General features: G+C 69.1%; 17 protein-coding genes. 9 read left to right on the top strand and 8 right to left on the bottom strand.

Features of this window, described 5'->3' with window-relative positions; translation table 11 throughout:
- Positions 1–20: 20 nt before the first annotated feature.
- Together IEX18_RS16970 and IEX18_RS16965 are read right to left on the bottom strand one after the other, a co-directional pair.
- Positions 21–2,579, bottom strand: coding sequence for a TonB-dependent receptor domain-containing protein (locus tag IEX18_RS16970; protein WP_229664675.1), 2,559 nt, complete (start codon positions 2,577–2,579; stop codon positions 21–23).
- Positions 2,580–2,837: 258 nt separating this feature from the next.
- Complete coding sequence (locus IEX18_RS16965; RefSeq protein WP_188660672.1) at positions 2,838–3,677, bottom strand: hydroxypyruvate isomerase family protein; 840 nt, start codon at positions 3,675–3,677, stop codon at positions 2,838–2,840.
- Positions 3,678–3,784: 107 nt separating this feature from the next.
- On the opposite strand from IEX18_RS16965, the gene IEX18_RS16960 reads away from it, so the two are divergent.
- Positions 3,785–4,156 carry a hypothetical protein gene (locus IEX18_RS16960; protein WP_188660669.1) on the top strand — a complete coding sequence of 124 codons (372 nt, stop codon included), beginning with the start codon at positions 3,785–3,787 and terminating at the stop codon, positions 4,154–4,156.
- A 51-nt stretch (positions 4,157–4,207) separates the two neighbouring features.
- Here IEX18_RS16960 and IEX18_RS16955 read toward each other — a convergent pair whose 3' ends face one another.
- Together IEX18_RS16955 and IEX18_RS16950 are read right to left on the bottom strand one after the other, a co-directional pair.
- Positions 4,208–7,174 (bottom strand): PAS domain S-box protein, encoded by a 2,967-nt coding sequence (locus IEX18_RS16955; protein WP_188660665.1) that lies wholly within the window; start codon positions 7,172–7,174, stop codon positions 4,208–4,210.
- 194 nt (positions 7,175–7,368) lie between these two features.
- Positions 7,369–8,382, bottom strand: a complete 1,014-nt coding sequence (locus IEX18_RS16950; RefSeq protein ID WP_188660653.1) for a LacI family DNA-binding transcriptional regulator — start codon at positions 8,380–8,382, stop codon at positions 7,369–7,371.
- 122 nt (positions 8,383–8,504) lie between these two features.
- Between IEX18_RS16950 and IEX18_RS16945 the strand changes: the two genes are divergently transcribed.
- From IEX18_RS16945 to IEX18_RS16910, 8 genes are read left to right on the top strand one after another with little or no spacing between them, the layout of a single operon-like run.
- The gene (locus tag IEX18_RS16945) at positions 8,505–9,755 is read left to right on the top strand and encodes an MFS transporter (protein WP_308419359.1); all 1,251 of its coding nucleotides are present in this window, start codon (positions 8,505–8,507) and stop codon (positions 9,753–9,755) included.
- Entirely contained in the window at positions 9,752–10,816 is a 1,065-nt protein-coding gene (locus IEX18_RS16940) for a sugar phosphate isomerase/epimerase family protein (RefSeq protein WP_188660650.1), read from the top strand. Before IEX18_RS16945 ends, IEX18_RS16940 begins: the two co-directional genes overlap by 4 nt.
- Positions 10,817–10,820: 4 nt before the next feature.
- The gene (locus IEX18_RS16935; protein WP_188660647.1) at positions 10,821–11,969 is read left to right on the top strand and encodes a Gfo/Idh/MocA family protein; all 1,149 of its coding nucleotides are present in this window, start codon (positions 10,821–10,823) and stop codon (positions 11,967–11,969) included.
- Positions 11,966–12,355, top strand: a complete 390-nt coding sequence (locus IEX18_RS16930; protein ID WP_188660644.1) for a c-type cytochrome — start codon at positions 11,966–11,968, stop codon at positions 12,353–12,355. Before IEX18_RS16935 ends, IEX18_RS16930 begins: the two co-directional genes overlap by 4 nt.
- A complete protein-coding gene (locus tag IEX18_RS16925; RefSeq protein WP_188660847.1) occupies positions 12,355–13,185 on the top strand; it encodes a 3-keto-disaccharide hydrolase in 831 nt (276 codons plus the stop codon). Before IEX18_RS16930 ends, IEX18_RS16925 begins: the two co-directional genes overlap by 1 nt.
- Complete coding sequence (locus IEX18_RS16920) at positions 13,182–13,757, top strand: gluconate 2-dehydrogenase subunit 3 family protein (RefSeq protein ID WP_188660641.1); 576 nt, start codon at positions 13,182–13,184, stop codon at positions 13,755–13,757. Before IEX18_RS16925 ends, IEX18_RS16920 begins: the two co-directional genes overlap by 4 nt.
- Positions 13,754–14,587, top strand: coding sequence for a sugar phosphate isomerase/epimerase family protein (locus IEX18_RS16915; RefSeq protein WP_188660639.1), 834 nt, complete (start codon positions 13,754–13,756; stop codon positions 14,585–14,587). The genes IEX18_RS16920 and IEX18_RS16915 overlap by 4 nt, the downstream gene beginning before the upstream one ends.
- Positions 14,588–14,614: 27 nt before the next feature.
- Positions 14,615–16,291, top strand: coding sequence for a GMC family oxidoreductase (locus tag IEX18_RS16910; RefSeq protein WP_188660637.1), 1,677 nt, complete (start codon positions 14,615–14,617; stop codon positions 16,289–16,291).
- Positions 16,292–16,333: 42 nt separating this feature from the next.
- Here IEX18_RS16910 and IEX18_RS16905 read toward each other — a convergent pair whose 3' ends face one another.
- The 4 genes from IEX18_RS16905 to IEX18_RS16890 all read right to left on the bottom strand — a co-directional run bounded on the left by IEX18_RS16905 (position 16,334) and on the right by IEX18_RS16890 (position 22,971).
- The gene (locus tag IEX18_RS16905) at positions 16,334–17,797 is read right to left on the bottom strand and encodes an MDR family MFS transporter (RefSeq protein ID WP_229664672.1); all 1,464 of its coding nucleotides are present in this window, start codon (positions 17,795–17,797) and stop codon (positions 16,334–16,336) included.
- A 104-nt stretch (positions 17,798–17,901) separates the two neighbouring features.
- Positions 17,902–19,359, bottom strand: coding sequence for a S41 family peptidase (locus tag IEX18_RS16900; protein WP_188660629.1), 1,458 nt, complete (start codon positions 19,357–19,359; stop codon positions 17,902–17,904).
- Between the two features lie 84 nt (positions 19,360–19,443).
- Positions 19,444–20,541 (bottom strand): helix-turn-helix domain-containing protein, encoded by a 1,098-nt coding sequence (locus tag IEX18_RS16895; protein ID WP_229664671.1) that lies wholly within the window; start codon positions 20,539–20,541, stop codon positions 19,444–19,446.
- Between the two features lie 204 nt (positions 20,542–20,745).
- Complete coding sequence (locus IEX18_RS16890; protein WP_188660625.1) at positions 20,746–22,971, bottom strand: glycoside hydrolase family 3 N-terminal domain-containing protein; 2,226 nt, start codon at positions 22,969–22,971, stop codon at positions 20,746–20,748.
- Positions 22,972–23,084 lie beyond the last annotated feature (113 nt).

The raw sequence follows: 23,084 nt of genomic DNA, 5'->3' as shown, positions 1-23,084 counted from the left end.
GACGTGCAAGCCGAACGCCCTTAGAACTTGAAGGTCAGCGAGCCGCCATAGGTCGGGCCGACGATGCCGCGGGCGTAGAAATAGCCGTTGGTCACCGCCTGGGTCTGGCCCTGGCGCGGATTGCCCTCGGTCAGGCCGACCACGTCGAAGATGTTGTCGGCATTGAGGTTGAGCTGGATCCGGTCGGACAGGTTGAGGTTCACGCCGACTCCCGTCACGCCATAGCTGGGCAGGGCGATGCCGTTGCCCGCATCGGCATAGATGCGACCGATATACTTGTAGCGGGCATAGACCTCGCCCAGCCCGTTGGGCAGCTGCGCGGTCGGGGTGATGGTGAACAGCCGCGCCGGGGTCCGCTCCGGCCGATTGCCCTCATATTGCGCGCCCTGGCTGACGCCGTCCAGTTCGAGGTTCAGGAGCTTGGGGTCCTGGAACACGCCCTGGAAGTTCAGCGTGAACCACTCGATCGGGCGCAGCGCGAAGTCGATCTCGACGCCGTTGGTGCGCAGGTCGGCATTGATGTTCTGCTGCTGGGTCGGGTTGGCCGGGTTTGCGAAATTGTAGTTCTGGTTGCGGAAGTTGGTGCGGAACACCGTCGCCGAACCCGAGAACAGGCGGCCATATTGATAGCGGACGCCCGCCTCGTACAGCTCGATCGTGGTGATCGGGTCGACATTGTTCGTCTGGAAGCCGTTCGCATAGCGCGCATAGATCGCGAAGTCCGGCGTGATGAGGTAGTTCGCACCGACCGTATAGGCCGCCTTGCGCCGGGTCTGCTGGCGGCTGGTATAGGTGCCGTCGAAGCTCGACCCCACGTTGCGGATCACGCCGACGACACCCGGCTGCACCGCCTGGTTGGTGGTGAGCGCGTTGCCGTCACGCGCGGTCGCATCGTCGCTCTCCCAGCGGATGCCGCCGTCGATGCGCAGGTCGCCGATCGCCAGCTCGTCATTGGCGTAGAGCGAGACCGCCGAGTCCTTGCGTTCGCGGATGCCGGCGCCCCAGTCGCCATAGGAGACGAGGCCGTTGTCGGAGAGGACGCCGACCACCTGGTTGTTCGCGTCGAGTGCGACCACATCGTAGATGTCGCTGTTGGTCCGGACGTCGTTGACGACGCTGGCGGTCGCCGACTGATCCTGCGAACGCTTGACGTTATAGTACATGACGCCCGCGGTCAGCGAATTCTTGAAGCCGCCGGTCTCGAACTCCCAGCGGCCGCCGACGTTCGCGCCGAAGTCGCGACCGTCGATATAGTCGTGGTTCAGCGTGGTGCGCTGGAGGAAGCCGTTGCCGTTCAGCGCGTTGAGCGCCGCGGTCTGGTTGGCGCCCAGCACCACGCCGTTGCGCAGGTTCTTGATCCCGAAGCGTACAGCGTTCGGATAGGCGGCCGCACCCGCGGTGAGCAGGTCGTTGATCGGCGAGTTCGCGCCCGGCGTCAGATAGTTGACCGCGCTGGTCAGGCCCGCATTGCCGGTACCCGAGCCGGGGAACAGGCCGTTGAAGTCGTAGGAATATTTCAGGTAGCGGGCATGGGCGAACAGGTCGATCGAGTCCGTCACCGGCTTCTCGATGTCGAGCCGCACCTGCGCCGTCTTCGACTTGATGCCGTCGCGATAGCGGAACTCGCGGAAGCCGCTGGGATGCGCGAAGGTCGAGACCGGCACCGCGATGTTCGAGAAGGCGTCGCCGCCGACATTGCCGAACTGCGTGTCGAGGCTCGGAATGCCGCCCGGCTTGTTGTTGGTGAAGCTGTAGGGCTGGTCGGCATAATAGGCGTTCTCGATATTGCCGCCCTTGGCCGACAGGCGGATATAGCCGCCGCCGTCGAGCCGGTATTCCAGCATCCCCTTCAGCCGCCAGCCGGCATAGTCGAACGGATTGTCGCGCACGCCCGGGCTCGACTGGATATAGCCGCCGACGTTGAAGGCCAGTTTGTCGGTGATTGGCGCGGAATAGTAGAAGTCGCCGCGCTTCATCCCGTAATTATAGGCGGTGACCCGCGCCTGCCCCTCGGCCTGGCTGAAATTGGGGCGCTTGGAGATGAAGTTGATCGTCGCGCCCGCGCCGTTGACGGTCAGCACGCCCGACGAGCCGCCCTTGACCGCCTCGAGCCGGTCGATGGTCAGGTCCTGGTCGAAGAAGAAGTCGGCGCCGCCGCCGCCATAGAGGATCGGCATGCCGTCCTCTTCGAGCTGGACGAAGCGCTGGCCGCCGCCCTGCAGGCCGCGCACCGAATAGTTGTTCGAAACCTGGCCGGCCGTGCCTTCGACGAAGATGCCCGGCACCAGCTCGAGCATGTCGGCGGTGGACCGCGGCGCGCGCCGGTCGATCGCCTCGCGATTGGCATAGGTGATGTCGGCCGAAGCGGTGATCAGCGGACGATCGCGCGAGGTGGTGCCGGTGACGACGATCACGTCCTGATCGTCGTTCTGCGTGCCCGATGTCGCGGTATCGCCTGCCGCCGGCGCGGTCTGGCTATCGGCGGTCGTGGTCGTCTGCGCCCAGAGGTTCGCCGGCATCAGCGCGGCTCCCGCGAGCAGCACGGCGCGCACGCCAAATCGGTCCAGCTTCGTCATCATCCTCTCCACCCCAAACACGTTTCTCGGGTCCGCCCTGCGGCGTAACCGGTTCCGGCTAGACCCTAACCCATGTGGGAACAACGATATCCAAGGGACAGAACGCGCTTCGTCGAAGCTATGTGGCAGCCGCGCAACAGGCTGATGCCATGATAGCGCATACATCAATTCCGTTCGGCTGCCGCCGGAACGGTCTGACGGATGCGCAATACGGAATGGCGGGAGCCCGATGGCGAATCGGTGCGATACCGGATCGTCTGATCAGACGGTGCAGATGCGGACCGCCTGCTCCAATGCGGTCAGCGGATCGCCCTGCGGCACGAACTCATGGGCGACATAACCTTGAAAGTTGAGATCGGCGAGCGCCCGCGCGACCGCGCGCCAGTCGACCTCCTGCGTGCCGTCGAGATTGTGTCGGCCGGGCACCCCGCCGGTATGGACATGGCCGATCCACTGGATGTTCTTGCGGATCGTCTCGATCAGGTCGCCTTCCATGATCTGCATGTGATAGGCGTCGTAGAGCAGCTTAACCCGCGGCGAGCCGACCTCGCGGGCGACGCTCGCACCCCATTCGGTGTGGTCGGCCATATAGTCGGGATGGTCGCGCTTGCTGTTGAGCAGCTCGACGCAGATCGTCACGCCATGATCCTCGGCGATCGGCTTGAGGCGATTGAGCCCCGCGACCGTATTCGCCGCGCCTTCCGCGTCCGACAGGCCGCGACGATTGCCCGAAAAGGCGATGACGTTGGGCACGCCGGCCTTGGCGGCCTGCGGGATCCCGACCCGGAAGGCGCGCTCGATCGCGTCGTGGTTTTCCCGTCGGTTGAGGCCGTTGGGGATGGTCATCAGCTCGGCGGCATAGCCCATCGTGCAGCGCAGCCCGTGGCGGCGCGGCGTCTCGTATTCGGCGGGCTGGAGCAGGTCGATCCCCTGCAGCCCCATCTTCGCCGCCGCGGCGCAAAGCTTGTCCAGAGGTATGTCCTGGTAGCACCAGCGGCTGACCGACTGTCTCAGCCGGCCCTTCACGGCGGGAGCGGCACATCCCCCCGCCGCCGCCCAGAGCGCGAGCGAGGAACCGATGACATGGCGTCGCGTGATCATGCCCAAACGCTAACGAAGACGACGCCTCGCGCAAGCCGGATCGTGACAGTCGCCGCCGCAGACCGGCCTTGCCGCCGGGCCCGGCACGCCGCAGAAACACGGCCGCCATGCCGATCCTCGCTGCCGCCCTGCTGCTCGCCGAACCTGCCGCCCCCGCCTTTCCGGAACAGGTTCCCGGCCTGATCGCGGCCTGTCTCGACACCGCCGTCGCGTCGGGCGAGGTGAGCGAGACCGAGGACAGCCACAAATATATCTGCGGCGGCGATGTCGCGCTGCGCTTCTGGACCTTTCTCGAAGGGGCGGGGATCGCCCCCTATGAACAGGATACGCCGCAGGGAAAGTGGCTCGGCCGGGAGTTCCCGCTGGGCGGCTGCTTCAGGCGGACGCGCATGCCCGACGGATCGGCGGCGACCGGCGGCCTTTCCTGCACCGTCTGGATCCCCCGGGCGAGGCAGGGCACCGGCGCGCAGGATCGCTAGCCGCATCGCTGTCGCGCATCCTGTCGGCTCGCCCGGCGCGGTGTGGCGCAATCATCCGGCCGGCGCGGCATCGACCGGCATCGATACCGGCATGGCGATCGTGCAGCAGATGCCGTCCCGCTCCATGCGATACGAGGTGCGCGCGCCGAGTTGATAGGGAAGGGCCCGCTCGATCAATTCACGCCCCTGTCCGCCGCCGGTCGCCGCGCTGCCCGACGGGGGCATCGCAACGCCGCTCTCGCGCCATTCGACATGGAGCCAGGGCCGGTCGCCGTCGCGCGGCGAATCGAGCCGCCATCGCACCGCCAGCCGGCCGTCCGATTGCCCCAGCGCGCCATATTTCACCGCATTGGTGGCGAGTTCGTGCAGCACCATCGCCAGCGTCTGGACCGTGGACGACCGCAGAAGCACGCCGGCCGGTCCGTCCAGGGTCACCCGCGCCAGCCCGTCGCTCATCGCCGACAACTCGGTGCGCACCAGATCGTCGAAGGTGACGCGATCGACGTCGCTCAGTCGCGACAACAGCCCCTGGACCCGTGCGAGCGACTCCAGCCGATCGCGGAACCGCGCCCCGAAATCCTCCAGATCGGCGCTCGACCGTGCGGTCATGTCGGCAAGATAGTGGACGACGCCCAGAAGGTTGCGGGTGCGATGCTGAAGCTCTGCGACCAGCACGGCCTGCCGCTCCTGCAATTCCTTGAGCTGCTGCACATCGGTGGTGGTGCCCAGCCATTCGTGTACCTCCCCCGACGCGGCGCGGACCGGCAGCGAGCGCATGCGGTGCCAGAGATACGCTCCGTCGCGGCCGCGGCGGACGCGGAACTCGACATCGATGCGGCCGCGCGCCGGCGCCCGCTCCCAGGCCTGCAAGACGAGCGTACGATCCTCGGGATGAGCGGCATCGAGCCAGCCCAGGTCGAGGCTTTCCGCGAGCGTCTGCCTGGTAAAACTCTGCCACTGGGGGCTCGACCAGGTCCAATGACCTCCGGCCGCGGAGCGCCAGACCAGTTGGGGTATCCCCTCGATCAACAGCCGCAGCCGCTCCTCGCTCGCGCGCAGGCGTTCCTGCCCGGCGCGCCGCCGGGTGATGTCGGACGCGATGCCGGCCGAAAGGCGACGACCTTCATGGGGAACGGGGAAGCAGCGATCGAGGATCCAGCGTATCTCGCCGTCCGGCCGCACGATCCGGTATTCGCTATGGACCGCCTCGCCACGCGCCTGCGCGGCCTTGGCCGCTGCGATGCCTTCGCGATCGTCGGGGAAGATGGTGTCGACGAAGCCGGACAGATCGGATTGCAAGGCTGCGGCCGACCGGCCCCAGATACTCTCGTAGGCCGGGCTGAGATAGTCGAGCCGCCCCGCATCGAGATCGGTGACGTAGAATACGTCCTCGATCGCTTCGGCCATGGTCCGGAACAACGTCTCGCTCTTCTTCAGCCTCTGGCTGGCCAGCCGCTGCTCGGTGATGTCGAAGCTGACGCCGTTGATGATCCAGGGCTTGTCGCGTTCGGCCCGGCCGCGGATCTCGACCCAATGGCCGCTGGTCGGGCCGCTCTTTATCTGGACCTCGATCTGGACGTCGGCACCCGGCGCGATGTCCTGCTCCGCAAGGGAAGCGAGCCAGGCGGCGCCGTCCGCATACATCAGGCCGGCATAGAGGGAGACCGGATGCGGCTGCTCGGTCGCGGACACGCCCCACAGGGCCTGGACGGTGGCGTCCGCGCGCACCGTTCCGGCCCGGGTGTCCCAGGTCCACGCCCCCATGCGCCCGCTATCGAGCGCCAGCCGCCGTATCTCCTCGCTCTCGCGCAGCGCCGCGTCGGCACGGCGGCGTGCGGTGACATCGGTGAACAGGATCGCGGCCCGGTCGCGTGTCCGGTCGAGCGCGAACACGTTGAGGTCGAAGATCCGCCCGAGGGCGGGCTCGCTCTCCTCGCTGCGGATCGACCGGCCGGTATCGAGCGCCCGGCCGCACAGCCTGGTCCAGCGCGGATCGGGCGTCCCGAGCAATTCGGTGGCGATCCTGCCGACGGGCCAGGGCAGGCCGCTATGGCTCGTGAACGCGGCATTGGCTTCGACGAAGCGGAGGTCGCGCCAGCCGCCATCGGCCTCGCGCAACATCTCGACCACGGCAAAGGCCTCGTTCATCGACTCGAACAGTGCGCGGTACTTGGCCTCGCTTTCGCGCAGGTTCCCCTCGGCACGCTTGCTGGCATCGATATCGATATTGATGCCGGCCCATTTCTCGATCGCGCCATTGTCGCTTATAACAGGCGCGGCGCGCACGTTGGTCCAGCGCCATCCGCCATCGGGTGCGCGCAGCCGGAACTCGGCGTTTACCAGGCCCCGCACCGCGACCGCCGCACGCCATTGCGCCTCCGCATAGCCGCGGTCGTCGGGGTGGATCGCGTCGAGCCAGCCATAGCCCAGCCACTCGTCCAGCGTTTGCCCGGTATAGCGCCGCCAGCTCTCGCTGTCGGTCACGACGACCCCGTCGCGGTCGGTCTCCCAAATTGCCTGTGCTTGGCTGCCGACCAGCAGCCGATGGCGCGCCTCGCTCTCCCGCATCGCGGCCTCGGCGCAAACCCGATCGGTCGCTTCGGTCAGGGTCTGGAGGGCGCCTGCGATCCGTCCGGCGCGGTCGCGGATCGGGGACCAGTCGGTGTCGAACATCCGGTCCTCCGGCCGCCCGTCCGCTCCGATCAGCCGGACCGGATGCGCAACGAGCCGGCAGGCCTCGCCACGCTCCACGGCGGCCAGCAGGTCGGCGATGATCGTCGGATAGGCGTCGGGCCAGCCCTGTTCCACCGGACAGCCGAGCAGCGCCGGATGCCGATCGCGCGCGATCGGAATATAGGCGTCGTTGTAGAATTGCAGGTGGTCGGCACCCCACAGGATCGTCGCCGGGCCGGGCATGGCAAGCATCATGTCGAGCGCGGTGCGCAACGCTTGCGGCCACCGATCGATCGCGCCGAGCGGCGTGGAACGCCATGGATGGCGCCGGATCCGTTCCGCCATTTCGCCTCCGGCGTGGGGCCAGCGCTGTGCTCCGCTGAAGTTCCCGTCCAACATCAGTACCTTGCTCGCCCCCGGAGGCATAAAAGAATAGGGCTGGCGGCGGCCATGGTCGCTAATCTGCTTTGGCAAACCAGCCTGACCTACGACTTAACATAACGGTTATTATCGTATTGTCCGGCGTTGATGGCGTTCGTTCAACCCGCTCCGCCGCTCCGTGCCGGTCCCGTGCTGGCGCGGACGATCAGGTCGTGGCGCAACGTCTCCTGACGGTCCGGACAGTGGATGCCCTGCAACAGGTCGACCAGCAGTGCGACGGTGCGCCGGCCGATCATCGCCTGGGGCTGGGCGATGGTGGTCAGCGGCGGCTCGAAGAAGCGGGCGAACGGCAGGTCGTCGAAGCCGATCACCGACACGTCCCGCGGGCAGTGCAGCCCCGCCCGCCCCACCGCGCTGATCGCGCCAAGCGCCATCTCGTCGCTGAAGCAGAAGATCGCGGTGACACGACGCGACAGGAGTTCCCGCGTCGCCTCGCATGCGGAGGGCGCCGAATAGTCGGCCACGCGCACCAGCAACCGCTCGCCGAGCCCATGGGCCTGCGCCACCGCGCGGGCGCCGGCGAGCCGGTCCCGGCTGATCGGACTGATCGCCGGGCCGCTGATCACCCCGATGTCGCGGTGCCCCAGGGCGATCAGATGCTCCATCGCGTCGCAACTGGCCGCGGCATTGTCGATATGGACGCTCGGGACGCCGAGATCGGGGCTGTACTCGCAGCCGTTGACGATCGGCGGCGGCGCGCCCGGCTGCCCGAGCAGCGGCGCCAGGCTGGCGGGCAGCCGATGGCCCAGGAAGATGAGCCCGTCGACCTCGCGGCGGGACAGCATGCCGGCATATTGATCCTCCACCTCGGGATCGTGGCGCGTGTCCCCGACCACGACGGCATAGCCGGCATCGCGCGCCGCCTCCTCCGCGCCGCGAATCACGCTGGCGAAGAAGGGGTTGGAAATGTCGGGCACGGTCAGCAGGATCTTGGCCGCGCGCAGGGTGCGCAGCGTTCGCGCGGCGACGTTCGGCACATAGTCCAGCGCGCGCACCGCCTCCAGCACGCGCCGCCGCGTCGGCTCGCTGACGCGCTCGGGCCGGCTGAGCACGCGCGACACCGTCGCGGTGGACACGCCCGCCCGGGCGGCGACGTCGATGATCGTCGGCATGCCCCGTCATGGCGGCGAAACGCAGTGAAGTCGATGGTCACGATGTAAACCTTTACATCGCCGCGCGATCTGCCTAGCCTTTTGTCAGACAGCAGGCACACTGCGCGGGGAGAGGGCGTTCGATGGCCTTGGCGAATGAAGCGATGGGTGCTGCCGTGCGCCCGGCCGGCAGCGGGCTGACCGCTCGGCTTAGTGCCTTGATGTTCATGCAATTCTTCGTCTGGGGTGCGTGGAACGTCACGCTCGGCCTGGCGATGCAGACGGTGGGCATCGGCAACCTCATCGGCAATGCCTTCTCGATGGGGCCGATCGCCTCCATCGCCGGCTCCTTCCTCCTCGGCATGGCGGCGGCGCGCTATGTCAGTCCGAAGATGCTGATGGTGATCCTGCACCTCGTCGGCGGTGCGATCCTGTTCGCGATGCCGGGGCTGGTCACGCCGGAGAACGGCGCGACCTTCGTCTGGGTCCTGCTCGGCTACATGATCCTCTACATGCCGACCGTGGGCCTGGCGAACACCATCGCGCTCAAGAGCTTCGGCGAGCGCACCGACAATTTCCCCTTCGTCCGCGCCTTCGGCACGCTCGGCTGGATCGCGGCTGGGCTGATCGTCGGCTGGGCCGGGCTGTCGGCCAGCCCGGAGATCTTCCGGGTCGCCGCGGTCGTGTCGGTCGCGCTCGGCCTCTACAGCCTCACCTTGCCCGACGTGCCCTCCGATGCGCCGCGTGACGAGGGGATCGTGGCGCAGGTCTTCTGTGTCGAGGCATTCGGACTGATGCGCCAGCGCTCGTTCCTGATCTTCATCCTCTGCGCTACGCTGATCTCGATCCCGCTCGCGATGTATTATGCCTATGCCTCGCCCTATGTCGGCGCGGCGGGGATCGAGAATGTCGGCGGCACGCTGGCGATCGGGCAGATGTCGGAACTCGCCTTCATGTTCTCGATGCCCTGGCTTTATCGCCGCTTCGGGGTGAAGCCGCTGCTGCTGGTCGGCATGGTCGCCTGGGCGCTGCGCTACGCGCTGTTCGCGATCGGCGACGGCGGCGGCAATCTGTGGGCGATCTATCTCGGCGTGGCGCTCCACGGCGTCTGCTACGACTTCTTCTTCGTCGCCGGCGCGATCTACACCGGCACGATCGCGACGCCCAAGGGGGTCAACGCGCAGGCGCAGGGCATGCTGACGCTGTTCACCTATGGCGTGGGCATGCTGCTCGGCTCGCAGATCGGCGCGCTCCTCTACGCGCAGCTGCCCGCGACCCCGACCATCGCCGACTGGCATGCGATGTGGTGGTATCCCGCCATCGCCGCCGCGGCGATCGCGCTCCTCTTCCAGCTCACCTTCCGGGACGACCGCCGCATGGAGACCGCCGCATGACCGCGATGAAGGGTCCCGCGATCTTCCTCGCGCAGTTCATGGGCGACGCCGCGCCGTTCGACACGCTGGACAACATGGCCGAATGGGCCGCGGGCCTGGGCTATGTCGGCGTTCAGATCCCCTGCAACGACCGGCTGATCGACCTCAAACAGGCGGCGGAAAGTCGCGCCTATTGCGACGACCTGCGCGCCCGGCTCGACCGGCACGGCATCGCCGTCACCGAGCTCTCGACGCACCTCCAGGGCCAGCTCGTCGCCGTTCACCCGGCCTATGACACGCTGTTCGACGGTTTCGCTCCGGCCGAGCTGCACGGCAAGCCTGCCGAACGGCAGGCCTGGGCCGTGGAGCAGGTCAAGCTCGCCGCGAGAGCGAGCGCCAATCTCGGCCTCAACGCGCACGCCACCTTCTCCGGCGCGCTCGCCTGGCCCTATGTCTATCCCTGGCCGCAACGCCCGGCAGGACTGGTGGAAGAGGCGTTCGCCGAGCTGGCGCGGCGCTGGCTGCCGATCCTCGACGTGTTCGAGGAGTGCGGGGTCGACTGCGCGTTCGAGGTCCATCCCGGCGAGGATCTGCACGATGGCGCGAGCTGGGAGCGGTTCCTGGTCGCGGTCGACCATCATCCGCGCGCCCGCCTCTTGTTCGATCCGTCGCATTATGTGCTGCAGCAGCTCGACTATCTCGACTTCATCGACCGCTATCACGACCGCATCTCCTGCTTCCACGTCAAGGATGCGGAGTTCAACCCGACCGGCCGCTCGGGTGTCTATGGCGGCTATGAGAGCTGGGTGGACCGTGCCGGCCGCTTCCGTTCTCTCGGCGACGGGCAGGTCGATTTCTCGGCTATCTTCAGCAAGCTCGCCCAATATGGCTATGAGGGTTGGGCGGTGCTGGAATGGGAGTGCGCGCTGAAGCGGGCGGAAGACGGCGCCCGCGAGGGTGCGCCCTTCATCCGCGACCACATCATCCACCTCACCGACCATGCCTTCGACGACTTCGCCGCGAGCGGCGTCGACCGGGCGGCGATCCGCCGCGTGCTCGGGCTCGACGGGCGGGAGGCCTGAGGCGATGACGGCACGTCCACTCCGACTGGGCATGGCCGGTGGCGGCGAAGGCGCCTTTATCGGCGCGATCCACCGCCACGCCGCCGCGCTCGACGGCGACTGGCGGCTCGTCGCCGGCGCATTCAGCACCGATGCCGAGCGTAGCCGCCGCAGCGGCGCGGCCCTGGGCCTCGCCCCCGAGCGCGTCTATCCCTCGTTCGACGCGCTGATCGCGGGCGAGCGCGCGCTGCCCGAAGGCGAGCGGATCGACGCGCTGGCGATCGTCACCCCGAACCATGTCCATGCGCCGATGGCGATCGCCGCCCTCGATGCGGGCTTCCACGTCTTCTGCGAGAAGCCGATGGCGATGACCGGCGACGAGGCGCGCGCGATCGCCGCCGCCGCGCGGTCGAGCGGCAAGCTCTTCGCGCTCGCCTTCACCTATAGCGGCTATCCGTTGGTGGAGGAGGCGCGCGTGCGTGTCGCCCGCGGCGATCTCGGCGCGATCCGCGTCGTCCAGGTCGAATATCTGCAAGGCTGGCTCAGCCAGCCGATCGACACCGGCGGCAACAAGCAGGCCGCGTGGCGCACCGATCCCGCGCAGGCGGGCCTGGGCGGTTGCCTCGGCGATATCGGCACCCATGCTTTCCAGCTTGCGGAACATGTCTCGGGCGAGCGCGTCGCCGCGGTCTCGGCCGATCTCGCCATCCATGTGCCGGGCCGGCGGCTCGACGACGATGTCAGCGCGCTGCTGCGCTTCGCCAACGGCGCCACCGGCACGCTGAAGGCGAGCCAGGTCGCGGCGGGCGAGGAAAATGGCCTGCGCCTGCGCGTCTACGGCACCCGCGGCGGCCTCGAATGGTCGCAGATGGAGCCCAATACGCTGACGCTGCGCTGGCTCGACCGTCCGGCGGAAGTCGTGCGCGCCGGAGGTCCAGGCCTCGACCCGCGCACCGTCGCGCTGCTCCGTACACCCGCGGGTCATCCGGAGGGCTATATCGAGGCCTTCGGCAATCTTTACCGTGCCTTCGCCGCCGCGATCGACGGCGGACGCGAGCGCTGGTTCCCCGGTGTCGGCGACGGGCTGCGCACGATGGGCTTCATCGAGGCGGTCATCGCCAACGCGCAGGGCGATGCGAAATGGACAGAGATCGAAAGCGGAGACCTAGCATGAAGCTGTTCCTTGCCCTCGGCGCGACCGGCCTCGGCGCCGCGGCGTTCGTCGCCCTGTCCGGCCCCGGCCTGGCCCAGACGGCCCCCGCCGCCGCGCCGCCCGCGTTTGCGGCCTGCCGCGCCTGCCACACGGTCAATCAGGGTGGGCGCAACGGCATCGGCCCCAATCTCTACAAGGTCGTCGGCCGGCCCGCCGCGTCGGTCGCGGGCTTCAACTATTCGCCTGCGCTCAAGGCCTCCAAGCTGCGCTGGGACGACAAGACGCTCGACGAATATCTCGCCGCCCCGCAGAAGAAGGTGCCCGGCACGCGCATGCCGATCGCAACGCCCGATCCCGCGAAGCGCGCCGCGATCATCGCCTATCTGAAGGCGGAGGGCAGCCGATGATGACGACGCGCGCCGCCACCGCCCTGATCGTCGCGCTGGCACCGCTGCTCGCGGCCCCGGGTGCAGCACAGGACAAGCCGGGCTTCCGCGATACGCCGATGCTGCCGGGCGGCCAGTGGCGCGTCCACGATGCCGACCGCCCCGCCCCGCCCGTCGTGACCCCGGCCGCGCAGCCCGGCGGTGCGCCGTCGGACGCGGTGATCCTGTTCGACGGCCGCTCCACCGATGCGTGGCGCGCCGAGCGCAAGCCCTGGCCGGTCCAGAACGGCGCCCTCGTCGTTCCGTCGCGCGCGAGCAGCGGCGGCGAGAACAACCTGTTCTCGAAGCAGAGCTTCGGCGATGTCCAGCTCCATCTCGAATTCCGCTCGCCCACACCGCCGACCAGGAGCTCGCAGGATCGCGGCAACAGCGGCATCTGGTTCATGGAGCGGTACGAGGTCCAGATCCTGGATGGCTACGACAATCCGACCTATTCCGACGGCACGGTCGGCGCCGTCTATGGCTGGAAGCCGCCGCTCGCCAACGCGTCGCGCAAGCCCGGCGAATGGCAGAGCTACGATATCGTCTTCGAGCGGCCCCGCTTCGCCGCCGACGGTTCGCTGGTCCGTCCCGCCTATGTCACCGCCATCCTCAACGGCGTGGTCGTGCAGAACCACCAGGCGATGCTGGGCACCACCATCTGGCGGCAGGTCGCCAGCTATCAGGCGCATGGCGATGCCGCGCCGATCAAGCTGCAGGACCACGGCTCGCCCGTCGCCTTCCGCAACATCTGGGTACGTCCGCTGCCCGCCTCCGCCATCGCGCAGGATCTGAAGGAGCCCGCCAAGTGATCGACCGCAGGACCGCGCTCGCCGGGGTGACGGCGATGTTCGGCACATCGCTGTTCGCCCCCATCGCCCGCGCCGCCGGGCTCGCCCCCGCGGCGGCGCTCGCCCCGCCCGTGATCAGCGAGGGGCTGCCCAGCGTGGCCGTCTTCACCCCGACCCAGCGCGCGCTGATGACCGCGCTGAGCGAACGGGTGATCCCCACCACCGACACGCCCGGCGCGATCGCCGCGGGCGTGCCCGCCTATATCGAGAAGCTGCTCGCCGACTGGGCGCTGCCCGGCGACCGGGTGCCGATCGTCGCGGGGCTCGACGCGATCGAGGCGCGCAGCCAGCAGGACTATAAGGTCTCGGCCGCCAAGGCGACGCCGGCGCAGCAGGATGCGCTGCTGACGCTGGCGATGAACGGCCAGATCCCCGGCGGCGCTCCCTTTTTCGAGGCATTCCGCCAGCTCGTCATCGCCGGCTACTACACGTCGGAGATCGGCATGACGCAGGAGCGCGAATATCTGCCGGTGCCGGGCGAGTATAACGGCGCCTTCCCCTATTCCCAGGTCAACAAGGTCTACAGCGCATGATCCTTCATCGCAGGCAGCTTCTCGCCGGTGCGGGCGGCGTCGCCGCGCTCGGCCTCGCCGGCATCGCCCCGGCCGCGCGCCTCCAGGCGATCGGCCTCCAGCTCTATACGATCCGCGAGATCTTCCAGAAGGATCCGGTCGGCACGCTCCGCGCGGTGGCGAAGATCGGCTATCGCGAGGTCGAGTTCGGCGGCGGCGGCTACGACGCGATGGATCCCGCCATGCTGCGCAAGGCGATGGACGGCGCGGGGCTGCGTTCGCCGTCGGTCCATATCGGCTATGATGCGCTGCTCGGCGACTTCGACAAGCAGGTCGCGATGGCCAAGACGCTCGGCGCCGACACCGTCGTGCTTCCCTATATGACCGACCAGCACCGCACCGAGCAGGGCTGGCAGGCGGCGCTGCCCAACTTCAACCGGTTCGCACGCGACCTGCGCAAGGCGGGCCTCGGCTTCGCCTATCACAACCACGATTTCGAGTTCACCAACAAGCCCGGCGGCGTCAGCCTCTACGAGCGGCTGCTGAAGGAGACCGATCCGGCGCTGGTGAAGCTGGAGCTCGACCTCTACTGGATCGCACGGGCTGGCGAGAGCCCGGCGGCGCTGATCGACCGGCTGGGCGGCCGCATCTATGCCTATCACGTCAAGGACATGCGCGCCGACGGCAGCATGGCCGCGGTGGGCAGCGGCAAGACCGACTTCGCTGCGCTGTTCCGGCTGAAGGGCAGCGCGGGCGTGCGCCACTTCTATGTCGAGAACGATCAGGCGCCGGCGCCCTATCTGCCCGACATCACCACCAGCTTCCGGACGCTGCGCGCGCTCCAATACTAACCGTCGCGGCGGGGAGAGGATAAGAACATGGCTGCCACCAACAGGTTCGATGCGATCGTCATCGGCTCCGGCATCAGCGGCGGGTTCGCTGCGAAAGAACTGACCGAAAAGGGCCTGCGCGTCCTGATGCTCGATCGCGGCAAGATGGTCGAGCATGGCGAGGGCTATCCCTATGACGGCAAGCCCGCCTATGAGGTGCCGGCGCGCAACATGATGCCCAAGCCGCTGATCGAGAGCGATTATTTCATCGCGCGCTACGGCTATGTCTCGCCCAGCAACCAGGGCTTCTACAATGACGACCGGCTCAACCCCTATGCCTTCGACGAGGGCAGCAAATTCTACTGGATCCGCCCCGCCGCGGTCGGCGGCAAGTCGCTGATCTGGGGCCGCTGGTCGTTCCGCTGGGCGCCGGAGGACTTCCAGGCGAACGCCCGCGACAAGATCGATGGCGAATGGCCGATCGGCTATGACGACGTCGCGCCCTGGTACAGCTATGTCGAGAAATATATCGGTGTCTCGGGCTCGCGCGAGAATCTGCCCTATCTGCCGGACAGCGAATTCCAGCCGCCGATGCCGATGAATGTCGCGGAGAAGTGGCTGAAGGCGCGGCTGGAGAGCAAGTTCCCGGGGCGCAAGCTGATCAACACCCGCCTGTCCAACATGACCGAGGACAAGCCGGATCAGAACCGCACCAAGTGCCAGTTCCGCAACCAGTGCGGCAATGGCTGCTCGTTCGGGGCCTATTTCTCGACCCAGGCGGTCACCCTGCCCGCCGCGCGCGCGACCGGACGGCTGACGCTGCGGTCGGACGCGGTGGTCACCAACCTCGAATATGATCCGCAGCGCAAGCGCGTCACCGGCGTCCGCCTGGTCGATGCCAAGACCGGTCAGGCCGAGGTGGTGAACGCCGACCTCGTCTTCCTCTGCGCCTCGGCGATGGCGTCGAACCAGATCCTGCTCAACTCGCGCGCGCCGGGCAGCGGGCGAAGCTGGTTCGACACCAGCGGCACGCTCGGCCGCTACGTCATGGACCATATCTTCCGGGTCAGCATCAACGGCGAGATCCCGGGGATGCAGGACCTGATCGAATATGGCCGGCGGCCGGGCGGCGTCTACATCCCGCGTTTCCGCAACATCGGCGGGGACGAAGGCGTCGGCTTCCGCCGCGGCTATGGCTATCAGGGCAGCGCCTTCCGCAACGCCGCCGGCCCGGTCGGGTTCGGCGCGTCGATGAAGGAGGGGATGCGCCGCTACGGCCCGTGGAAGTTCGGCATGACCGCGTTCGGCGAATGCCTGCCCTATGCCGACAACCGCGTGTCGCTCCACCCGAGCAAGGTCGACCGGTTCGGCATGCCGCTGATGAAGTTCGACGTCACCTTCCGCGACAACGAACTGAAGATGATGGCCGATGCGCGCGCGCAGGGCGAGGCGATGCTGAAGGGCGCCGGCCTCATGAACGTGACCAGCTACGAGGGCGAGCATGTCCCCGGCGACGCGATCCACGAGATGGGTGGCGCGCGCATGGGGCGCGATCCGCGGCGATCGGTGCTCAACGGCTGGGGCCAGGCGCATGAGGCCAGCAACCTCTACGTCACCGACGGCGCGCAGATGGCGTCCGTCTCGTGCGTCAACCCGTCGCTGACCTTCATGGCGCTCACCGCCCGCGCCGCGGATCATGCGGTGCGCACCCGCGCCATGGCCTGATCGCGCAGGGCTTCCTGACACCGGGGTTTGCGACGCCCCGGGTCAGGCGGTGCGATGGCCGCTCATGTCGCTGCCCGCCTCGGGGTCGAAGCGCCGGTTCCAGATGAGCGTCGTCAGCGAAATCGTGGCAACCGTCAGAAAGGCGATCGAGAAGTCGGCCAGCGCCGGCTGCCCCCGTCCGCCCAGCATCGTTCCCAGCTCGAGCACGGTCGCCGCGGTGCAGATGCCGAACGACAGGGTCAGTTGCTGGAAGGTCGCGTAGAAGCTCGTCGCCGCGCTCATCCGCGTCTTGTCGATATCGGCATAGGCGATGGCATTGTAGCCGGTGAACTGGAACGAGGTGAAGAAGCCCGAGAGGCCGAGCACCAGGACGATCGCGGCGACCGGCCAGTCCGGGCGGAACAGCGCGCAGATCGCATAGCCCAGGCTGCTCGCGACGCCCGACACGATCAGGCTCTGGCGGAACCCCCAGCGGCGCAGCACGCGCGGCGCCAGCGCCTTCATCGCCAGCGCGCCCACCGCCCCTGCCATGGTGATCGCACCGGTGGTCGCCGCCGACAGGCCGAAGCCCAGCTGGAACATCAATGGCAGCAGGAACGGCTGCGCGCCCTGGGTGATCCGCGTCAGCGATCCGGCGATGACCGACAGACGGAAGGTCGGCACCCGCATCAGCGAGGGGTCGAGGATCGGGTCGGCGGCCCGCCGCGCATGGCGGACATAGGCGAGCGCCAGCAGCACGCCTGCGGCCAGCAGCCCCAGCGCGCGCCGCCCGGTCCCCGGCTGGCTCGCCAGCTCGAACCCGAAGAGCAGACAGCCCAGCGCCGCGCCGGACAGCAGGAAACCGGCCAGATCGAAGCGGGCGCGCGCATCGCCGCGCACCTCGGGCACCAGCAGCCAGGCGCCGAGCGCCCCGACGATGCCGATCGGCAGGTTGAGGTAGAAGATCCAGCGCCAGTCGAGCCACGTCACGATCAGGCCACCCAGCGGCGGGCCCAGGATCGGCCCGGCCAGCGCCGGCATCACCAGCCATGACAGCGCCTGTACCATGTCCTCCTTGGCGACGCTGCGCAGCAGGACGAGCCGGCCGACCGGGACCATCATCGCGCCGCCGATGCCCTGCACGAACCGCGCCCCGACGAGCAGCGGCAGCGTCTCCGCGTGCGCGCAGGCGACCGAGCCGAGCAGGAAAACGCCGATCGCTCCGCAGAAGATCGTCCGCGATCCGAACCGGTCGGCGAGCGTGCCGCTGGCCGGGATGAACAGCGCCAGCGCCAGCAGGTAGCTGGTCAGCGCCAGGCTGAGGCTGGTCGCCGACGCGCCAAGGTCGCGCGCCATGGTCGGCAGCGCGACGGTCAGCACGGTGCCGTCGAGCTGCTGCATGAACAGCGCCGAGGCGACGACGAGCGCGGTCACCCGATAGCCGCGGGCGGGCGTCGACCGGGGACCTGCGCCGGCGATGATCGCCTCCACGCCGGGCGCCAGACCGTCGCCGACATCGGCACTCATCGAAGCCAGATTGCGTCGCCGCCAGCGCATGCCCGTCCAATGACCTGTGATTCCGGGGCTTCCTAGAGTGCCCCGGCGGGCATGGCCACCTGCGCCGCGGCCCCTCAGGCGAGCGCGCGTTCCATCGTGCGATCTACCCCCCGTGCGATGTCCGCCGGTGTGACCGGCACCGCGATGTCGGGCTCCACCCCGAGATCGGGCTGTGGCCTCGTTGGAAACCGCCCGACCAGCGGCAGGTCGGCCTCCAGTCCGGTGCCAGGCAGGCGCAGGAAATAGAAGCAGCCGCCGTTGATCCCACGCCGGTTGCCCCCCGTCGTCTCGCCGACCAGCGTCGCAATCCCGGTGCGACGGACGAAGTCCGCGAACTGGAAGGTCGCCGAACTGTTCTGCGGCCCGATCAGCACGCGGACGTTGCCCGCATAGCGCTGCCCGCGCGGCGCGATCCGTGCATCCGACCGGTCGAGCCGGAAGAAGCGCGCACCGACCTGCGCCGCGCCCTCCCCCAACCGGTCGAAGCTGCGGTCCCAGGTATCGCAATAGGGACGCAGGTCCGCAGGCAGGGTGCGATAGCGGACCAGCCGGTCGACATCCTCCGCCAGCGTCTCGCGCGCGATCAGCCGCTGCGCCAGCACGTCGCCGCAATCGAGCCCGCCCTCATTGGCGCGCAGGTCGACGATCAGCCGCGGCACCCGCTCGGCGATCAGCCGGTCGATCGCCGCATCGAGCCATCCGCGCCAGTCCCACTGGCTGTCGTAGAGGCCCCAATTGGGCATCGACAGGATCGCGGCATCGCCTTGCCGCGTGATCGTCCAGATTGGCGCGGCGCCGGTCGCTTCGACCCCCGCATGCGCGCTGCCCTGACGCTGCGCGAGCGTGACCGCGCGCACCAGCGCGGTGCGCCGTCGGCCGGCCGGATCCTCGACCGTCAGCCGGTACGCGGTGCGCCCGAACAGCTGCGAGAAGTAGATATCGAAGCTCTCGTAGCGATCATCCCCCTGCACCGACAGCAGCCGGCGGCGCTTGGCATCATTGTGTCCGTCGGCGCGCGCCAGCGGCATCAGCGCGGCGAGGACCGCCGCGGCGGGGCGTCCGTCGATGCTCAGGATGCGGCTGCCCGGCACGATGCCGGTGGCGTAGGGATCGGCGGTGACGACCATCGCCTCTCCCAGCCACAAAAAGTCGACGGGAAGCCGGTCCGGCGCCTCGAACAACGCCGCCGCCACGCTCGGTCGCTGGTTGTAGAAATTGGCGTAGCTGTGCCCGCACCGGATCGCACCGAGGCAGCGCGACAGGAGGAGGTAGAAGGCGCGGAGAGTCAGCGGAGACCGGGTCGCCGCCTCCGCCGCCGCGAACAGGGACGCGATCTGCGCGGGCGTGTTGTAGCGGTAGAGGCCCGGATGCAGCGCTTCATAGGCCCGCCGCAACACTGCCAGATCGCCCTGCATCGCGGCGGGGGAAAGCCGGTCCGGACCGGCCGCGGCATGCGCTCGCAACGCGAAGGCGGTCAGGGCAAGTCCGGTGCCGCCGACCAAGGTGCGACGGGTGAGGGTGGACGGGATCATGGCGGCTCCGACGGTGGATGGACGTGCCCGACAGCAGCACGCTTTCCGCCGGCGATCGTCTCAGCATCGCCCCAACGCTGCCTTTTACGTGCGATGCGACGCGCGATAGGCACTCGGTGACTGGCCATAGCGCCGCTGGAACGCCCGGTTGAAGCTCGCCTTGGACGCGAATCCCGTTTCGAGTGCGATCTCCAGCAGCCCGCGCCCGTCCCCCGCCGCCAGCAGCGCCGCCACCTCCTCGCAGCGCAGGCTGTTGATGAAATCCGAAAAGCCGATGCCCAGCCCCTCGTTCAGCGCGCGCGACACATAGCTCTCGTTACTGCCGAGCCGCCCGGCGAGCTGGCGCAGCGTCAATGCCTCCTCGCGATACCAGCCCGCCTCCCGCGTGCGCGCCGCCCAAACCCGGCCCTGCGCGTGCCAGTCGCGCGTCGGCGGCGGCGGCGCGGCCGCGATGCGCAGCTGGTCGAGCGTCGGAAAGGGCAGCACCAGATAGCGCCAGCCCGAAATGCCGAGATAGAGCGCGAAGCCCGCGATCGCGACATAGAGCGGCATCAGCCCCGCATAGCCGAGCGGCGTCACCGCATCGACCAGCAGGTGCCCCGCCCAGACCAGGGCGAGCAGTGGAAACACGGTCGCGGTCCGCGCCAGCCATGCGGTGGCGAACCGCGCATCGTCGCTTCGCTCCTGCGCGAGCGCATGGCGATAAAGGCGCAGCCGCCTGAGCGTCCAGGTGCCATAGACGGCGAAGCTGATCGCGAGCAGCACCGCCAGGAGCATGTCGCCGGCGCTGAAGCTCATCTCCGCCCAACGCCGCTTGAGCGGCAGCGGCAGGAGGAAGGCGATCGTCTGATAGGTGAACTGCACCGCGCCGGGCAGCAGATGCCGCCATCCCCCGCGCGGCCACCGCCTGTCGGTCAGCGCGCGTGCGTGCAGCCAGAGCAGCGGCGGCACGAACAGCGCGTTGGCAAAGGGCGCGAAGGTCAGCCACCACCAGCGATCGTAGAAACCGGCAAAGCCGATCAGCCAGGGGACGAACACGCCCGTCATGACCACGAGCAGCGCCGCCAGGGTCCGCGCCGCCAACCGGTTGCGCAGCGACGTCGACAGCGCAGCCGCCAGCGGCAGCAGCACGGCGGCGGCTACGGAGAGGACAGCGGTGCGCCAGCCGAAGACCAGATCCATCGCCCGGCCAGCTTAGCCGAGGCGCGCGCGAATGCCAGTCGCCCGGCCGAACCTAAGACTTTGATCCGTCGAGGGTAACAAAATCCTCATGCCAGCCAGGCGAACCCAGCGGTCATAGCGTCGGCGCGAGGCCTGCAGCAGGCCCCAGCCTGCGCCGGAAGCACGGTCTGTGCGCGGTGGCCGGGTGCTGCCCGGCCCCATCGATCAGGCGAGCTGCGTGGTCGCGTGCAGCCCCGCATCGCTCGCGCTCGCCGCAACCCATAGGTCGACCGTACCGGGCTCGACCTGCCGCACGCCCGCCTCGTCGACGATCGCCAGATCCTGCCGCCCAAGCGGGATCGCCAGCGTCCGGCTCTCGCCCGGATCGAGCGTCACCCGCGCGAAGCCCTTGAGCTGGCGCACCGGCCGTGCCCGGCTCGCCACCCGCTGGCGGACATAGAGCTGCACGACATGGCTGCCGCGCCGCGCACCGCGATTGCGCACCGTCACCCGGACCGCGCCGGCATTGCCCAGCACCGGCGGCACGGTCACGTCGTCCAGCGTGAAGCGGGTATAGCCGAGCCCATGGCCGAAGGCGTAACGCGGCGCATCCGGCGCGTCGCGCCACCGCCCGGTGCCGCCCTGCGGCGCAGGCGGATCCGGCGGCGGCCGGCCGGTCGGCAGTCGATCGTAGGACCATGGCTGCTGCCCGGTGGCGAAGGGGAAGCTGACCGGCAGCCGTCCGGTCGGCTCGCGGTCCCCGAACAGGATGGCGGCGATCGCCGGACCGGTCTCGCAGCCGAGGAACCAGGTCGCGAGGATCGCGGGCGCATCCGCCACCGCGCCTTCGAGCGCCAGCGCCCGGCCATGGCGCAGCACGACGACCATCGGCGTGCCCGTGGCGGCGACCGCCTCGGCGAGCGCCTGTTGCGCGGCAGGCAGGGTGATGGCGCTGCGGCTGTTCGCCTCGCCCGACATATCGGCGCCCTCGCCGATCGCGAGCAGCACCACGTCGGCCGCGCGTGCGGCCGCCACCGCGCGAGCGAGGCTGCCCGCGACCGGCGCGTCGATCGCGCAGCCTGGCTCGACCACCAGCCGAGCTCCCAGGCGCTCGCGCAAGGCGGTGGCGAGGTCGACACCTGTCCGCCGGTATCCCGCGAAGCTCCACGGGCCGTCCAGCTGGTCGACGCCGGCGGCGCAGGGGCCGATCAGCGCGATGCGGCTTACATCGGCACGGAGCGGCAGTACCGCGCCCTCGTTGCGCAACAGCACGATTTCGCGCTCCGCCGCCTCGCGCGCCAGCTGCCGGGTGGCGGGGGTGGCGATCCGGGTCCGCTCGGCATCGGGGTCGAGCGAGCGATAGGGCCGGTCGAACAGGCCCAGCCGCAGCTTGAGCGCCAGCACCCGCCGCACCGCCTCGTCCACCCGCGCGATCGGCACGCGCCCGTCCGCGACCAGCGCCGGGAGATGGGCATTGTAGAGCCCGCTCTGCATGCTGATGTCGGTGCCGGCAAGGATCGCGCGGCGCGCGGCATCCGCCTCGTCCGCCGCAGCGCCATGCGCGATCAGCTCGCGGTCGGCGGCATAGTCCGACACGCATGGTCCCGCAAAACGAAGCTGGTCGCGCAGGATGCCGGTCAGCAGCGGCCGGTTGGCCGTGGCGGGTACACCGTTGACGTCGGTGAAGCTCGCCATCACCGCTCCCGCCCCTGCCGCGAACGCCGCTTCGAAGGGCGGCAGATGCACGGCCTGCAAGGTCGTCGGAGCCATGTCGACAGCGCCATATTCCATCCCGCCCGTCACCGCGCCATAGCCGGCGAAATGCTTGGGCGTGGCGCAGAGCGCATCCTCGGCCGACAGGTCGTTGCCCTGGAACCCGCGCACCCGCGCCGCGGCGAGCACGGCGCCGAGATGCACGTCCTCTCCCGCCCCTTCGGCGACCCGGCCCCAGCGCTGATCGCGCGCCACGTCGACCATCGGCGCGAAGGTCCAGTGGAGCCCGCCGGCCGTCGCCTCCCGCGCGACGGCGCGTGCGACCCGTTCGGACAGGGCGGGATCGAAGGCGGCGGCCTCGGCCAGCGGGATCGGAAAGATCGTCTCGTATCCGTGGATCACGTCGGCCGCGAAGACGAGCGGGATGCCCAGCCGGCTCTGCAACGCCGCGCGCTGCGCCCGCCGCGCACCCGCCACGCCATGGCCGTTGAACAGCATTCCCACCTGCCCCGCGCGGATGGCGGCGAGCATCGCATCCGCATCGCGCGCCGCCTCGCCGGGATTGGTCGCGCGGCCAAGCGGCCGCACCGTGTCGGAGAAGCAGGACAGCTGCCCCGCCTTCTCCGCCAGGGTCATCCGCGCGAGCAGATCCTCGATCCGCTCCTGCGCCGCGCGGGCCAGCGCCGGCCAGGCGGGCAGCGCCAGCGCGTGGAGCAGGATCGACCGGCGATGGATCATCGCGCCCTCCGCCGCACGGGCCGGACGGACATCGTCCGGGCCGTCGACTCACCCAGCGGTAGAGGCCGGGACGGCTTTGTCAAAGGCGCGGCCGGCGTCCGCCCCGAGCGATC

It is taken from the genome of Sphingomonas metalli (assembly GCF_014641735.1).
In the GTDB taxonomy this organism is placed as follows: domain Bacteria; phylum Pseudomonadota; class Alphaproteobacteria; order Sphingomonadales; family Sphingomonadaceae; genus Sphingomonas; species Sphingomonas metalli.
The sequence above is the reverse complement of the archived record's forward strand: the minus strand, read 5'-3'. Positions and strand labels throughout refer to the sequence as shown.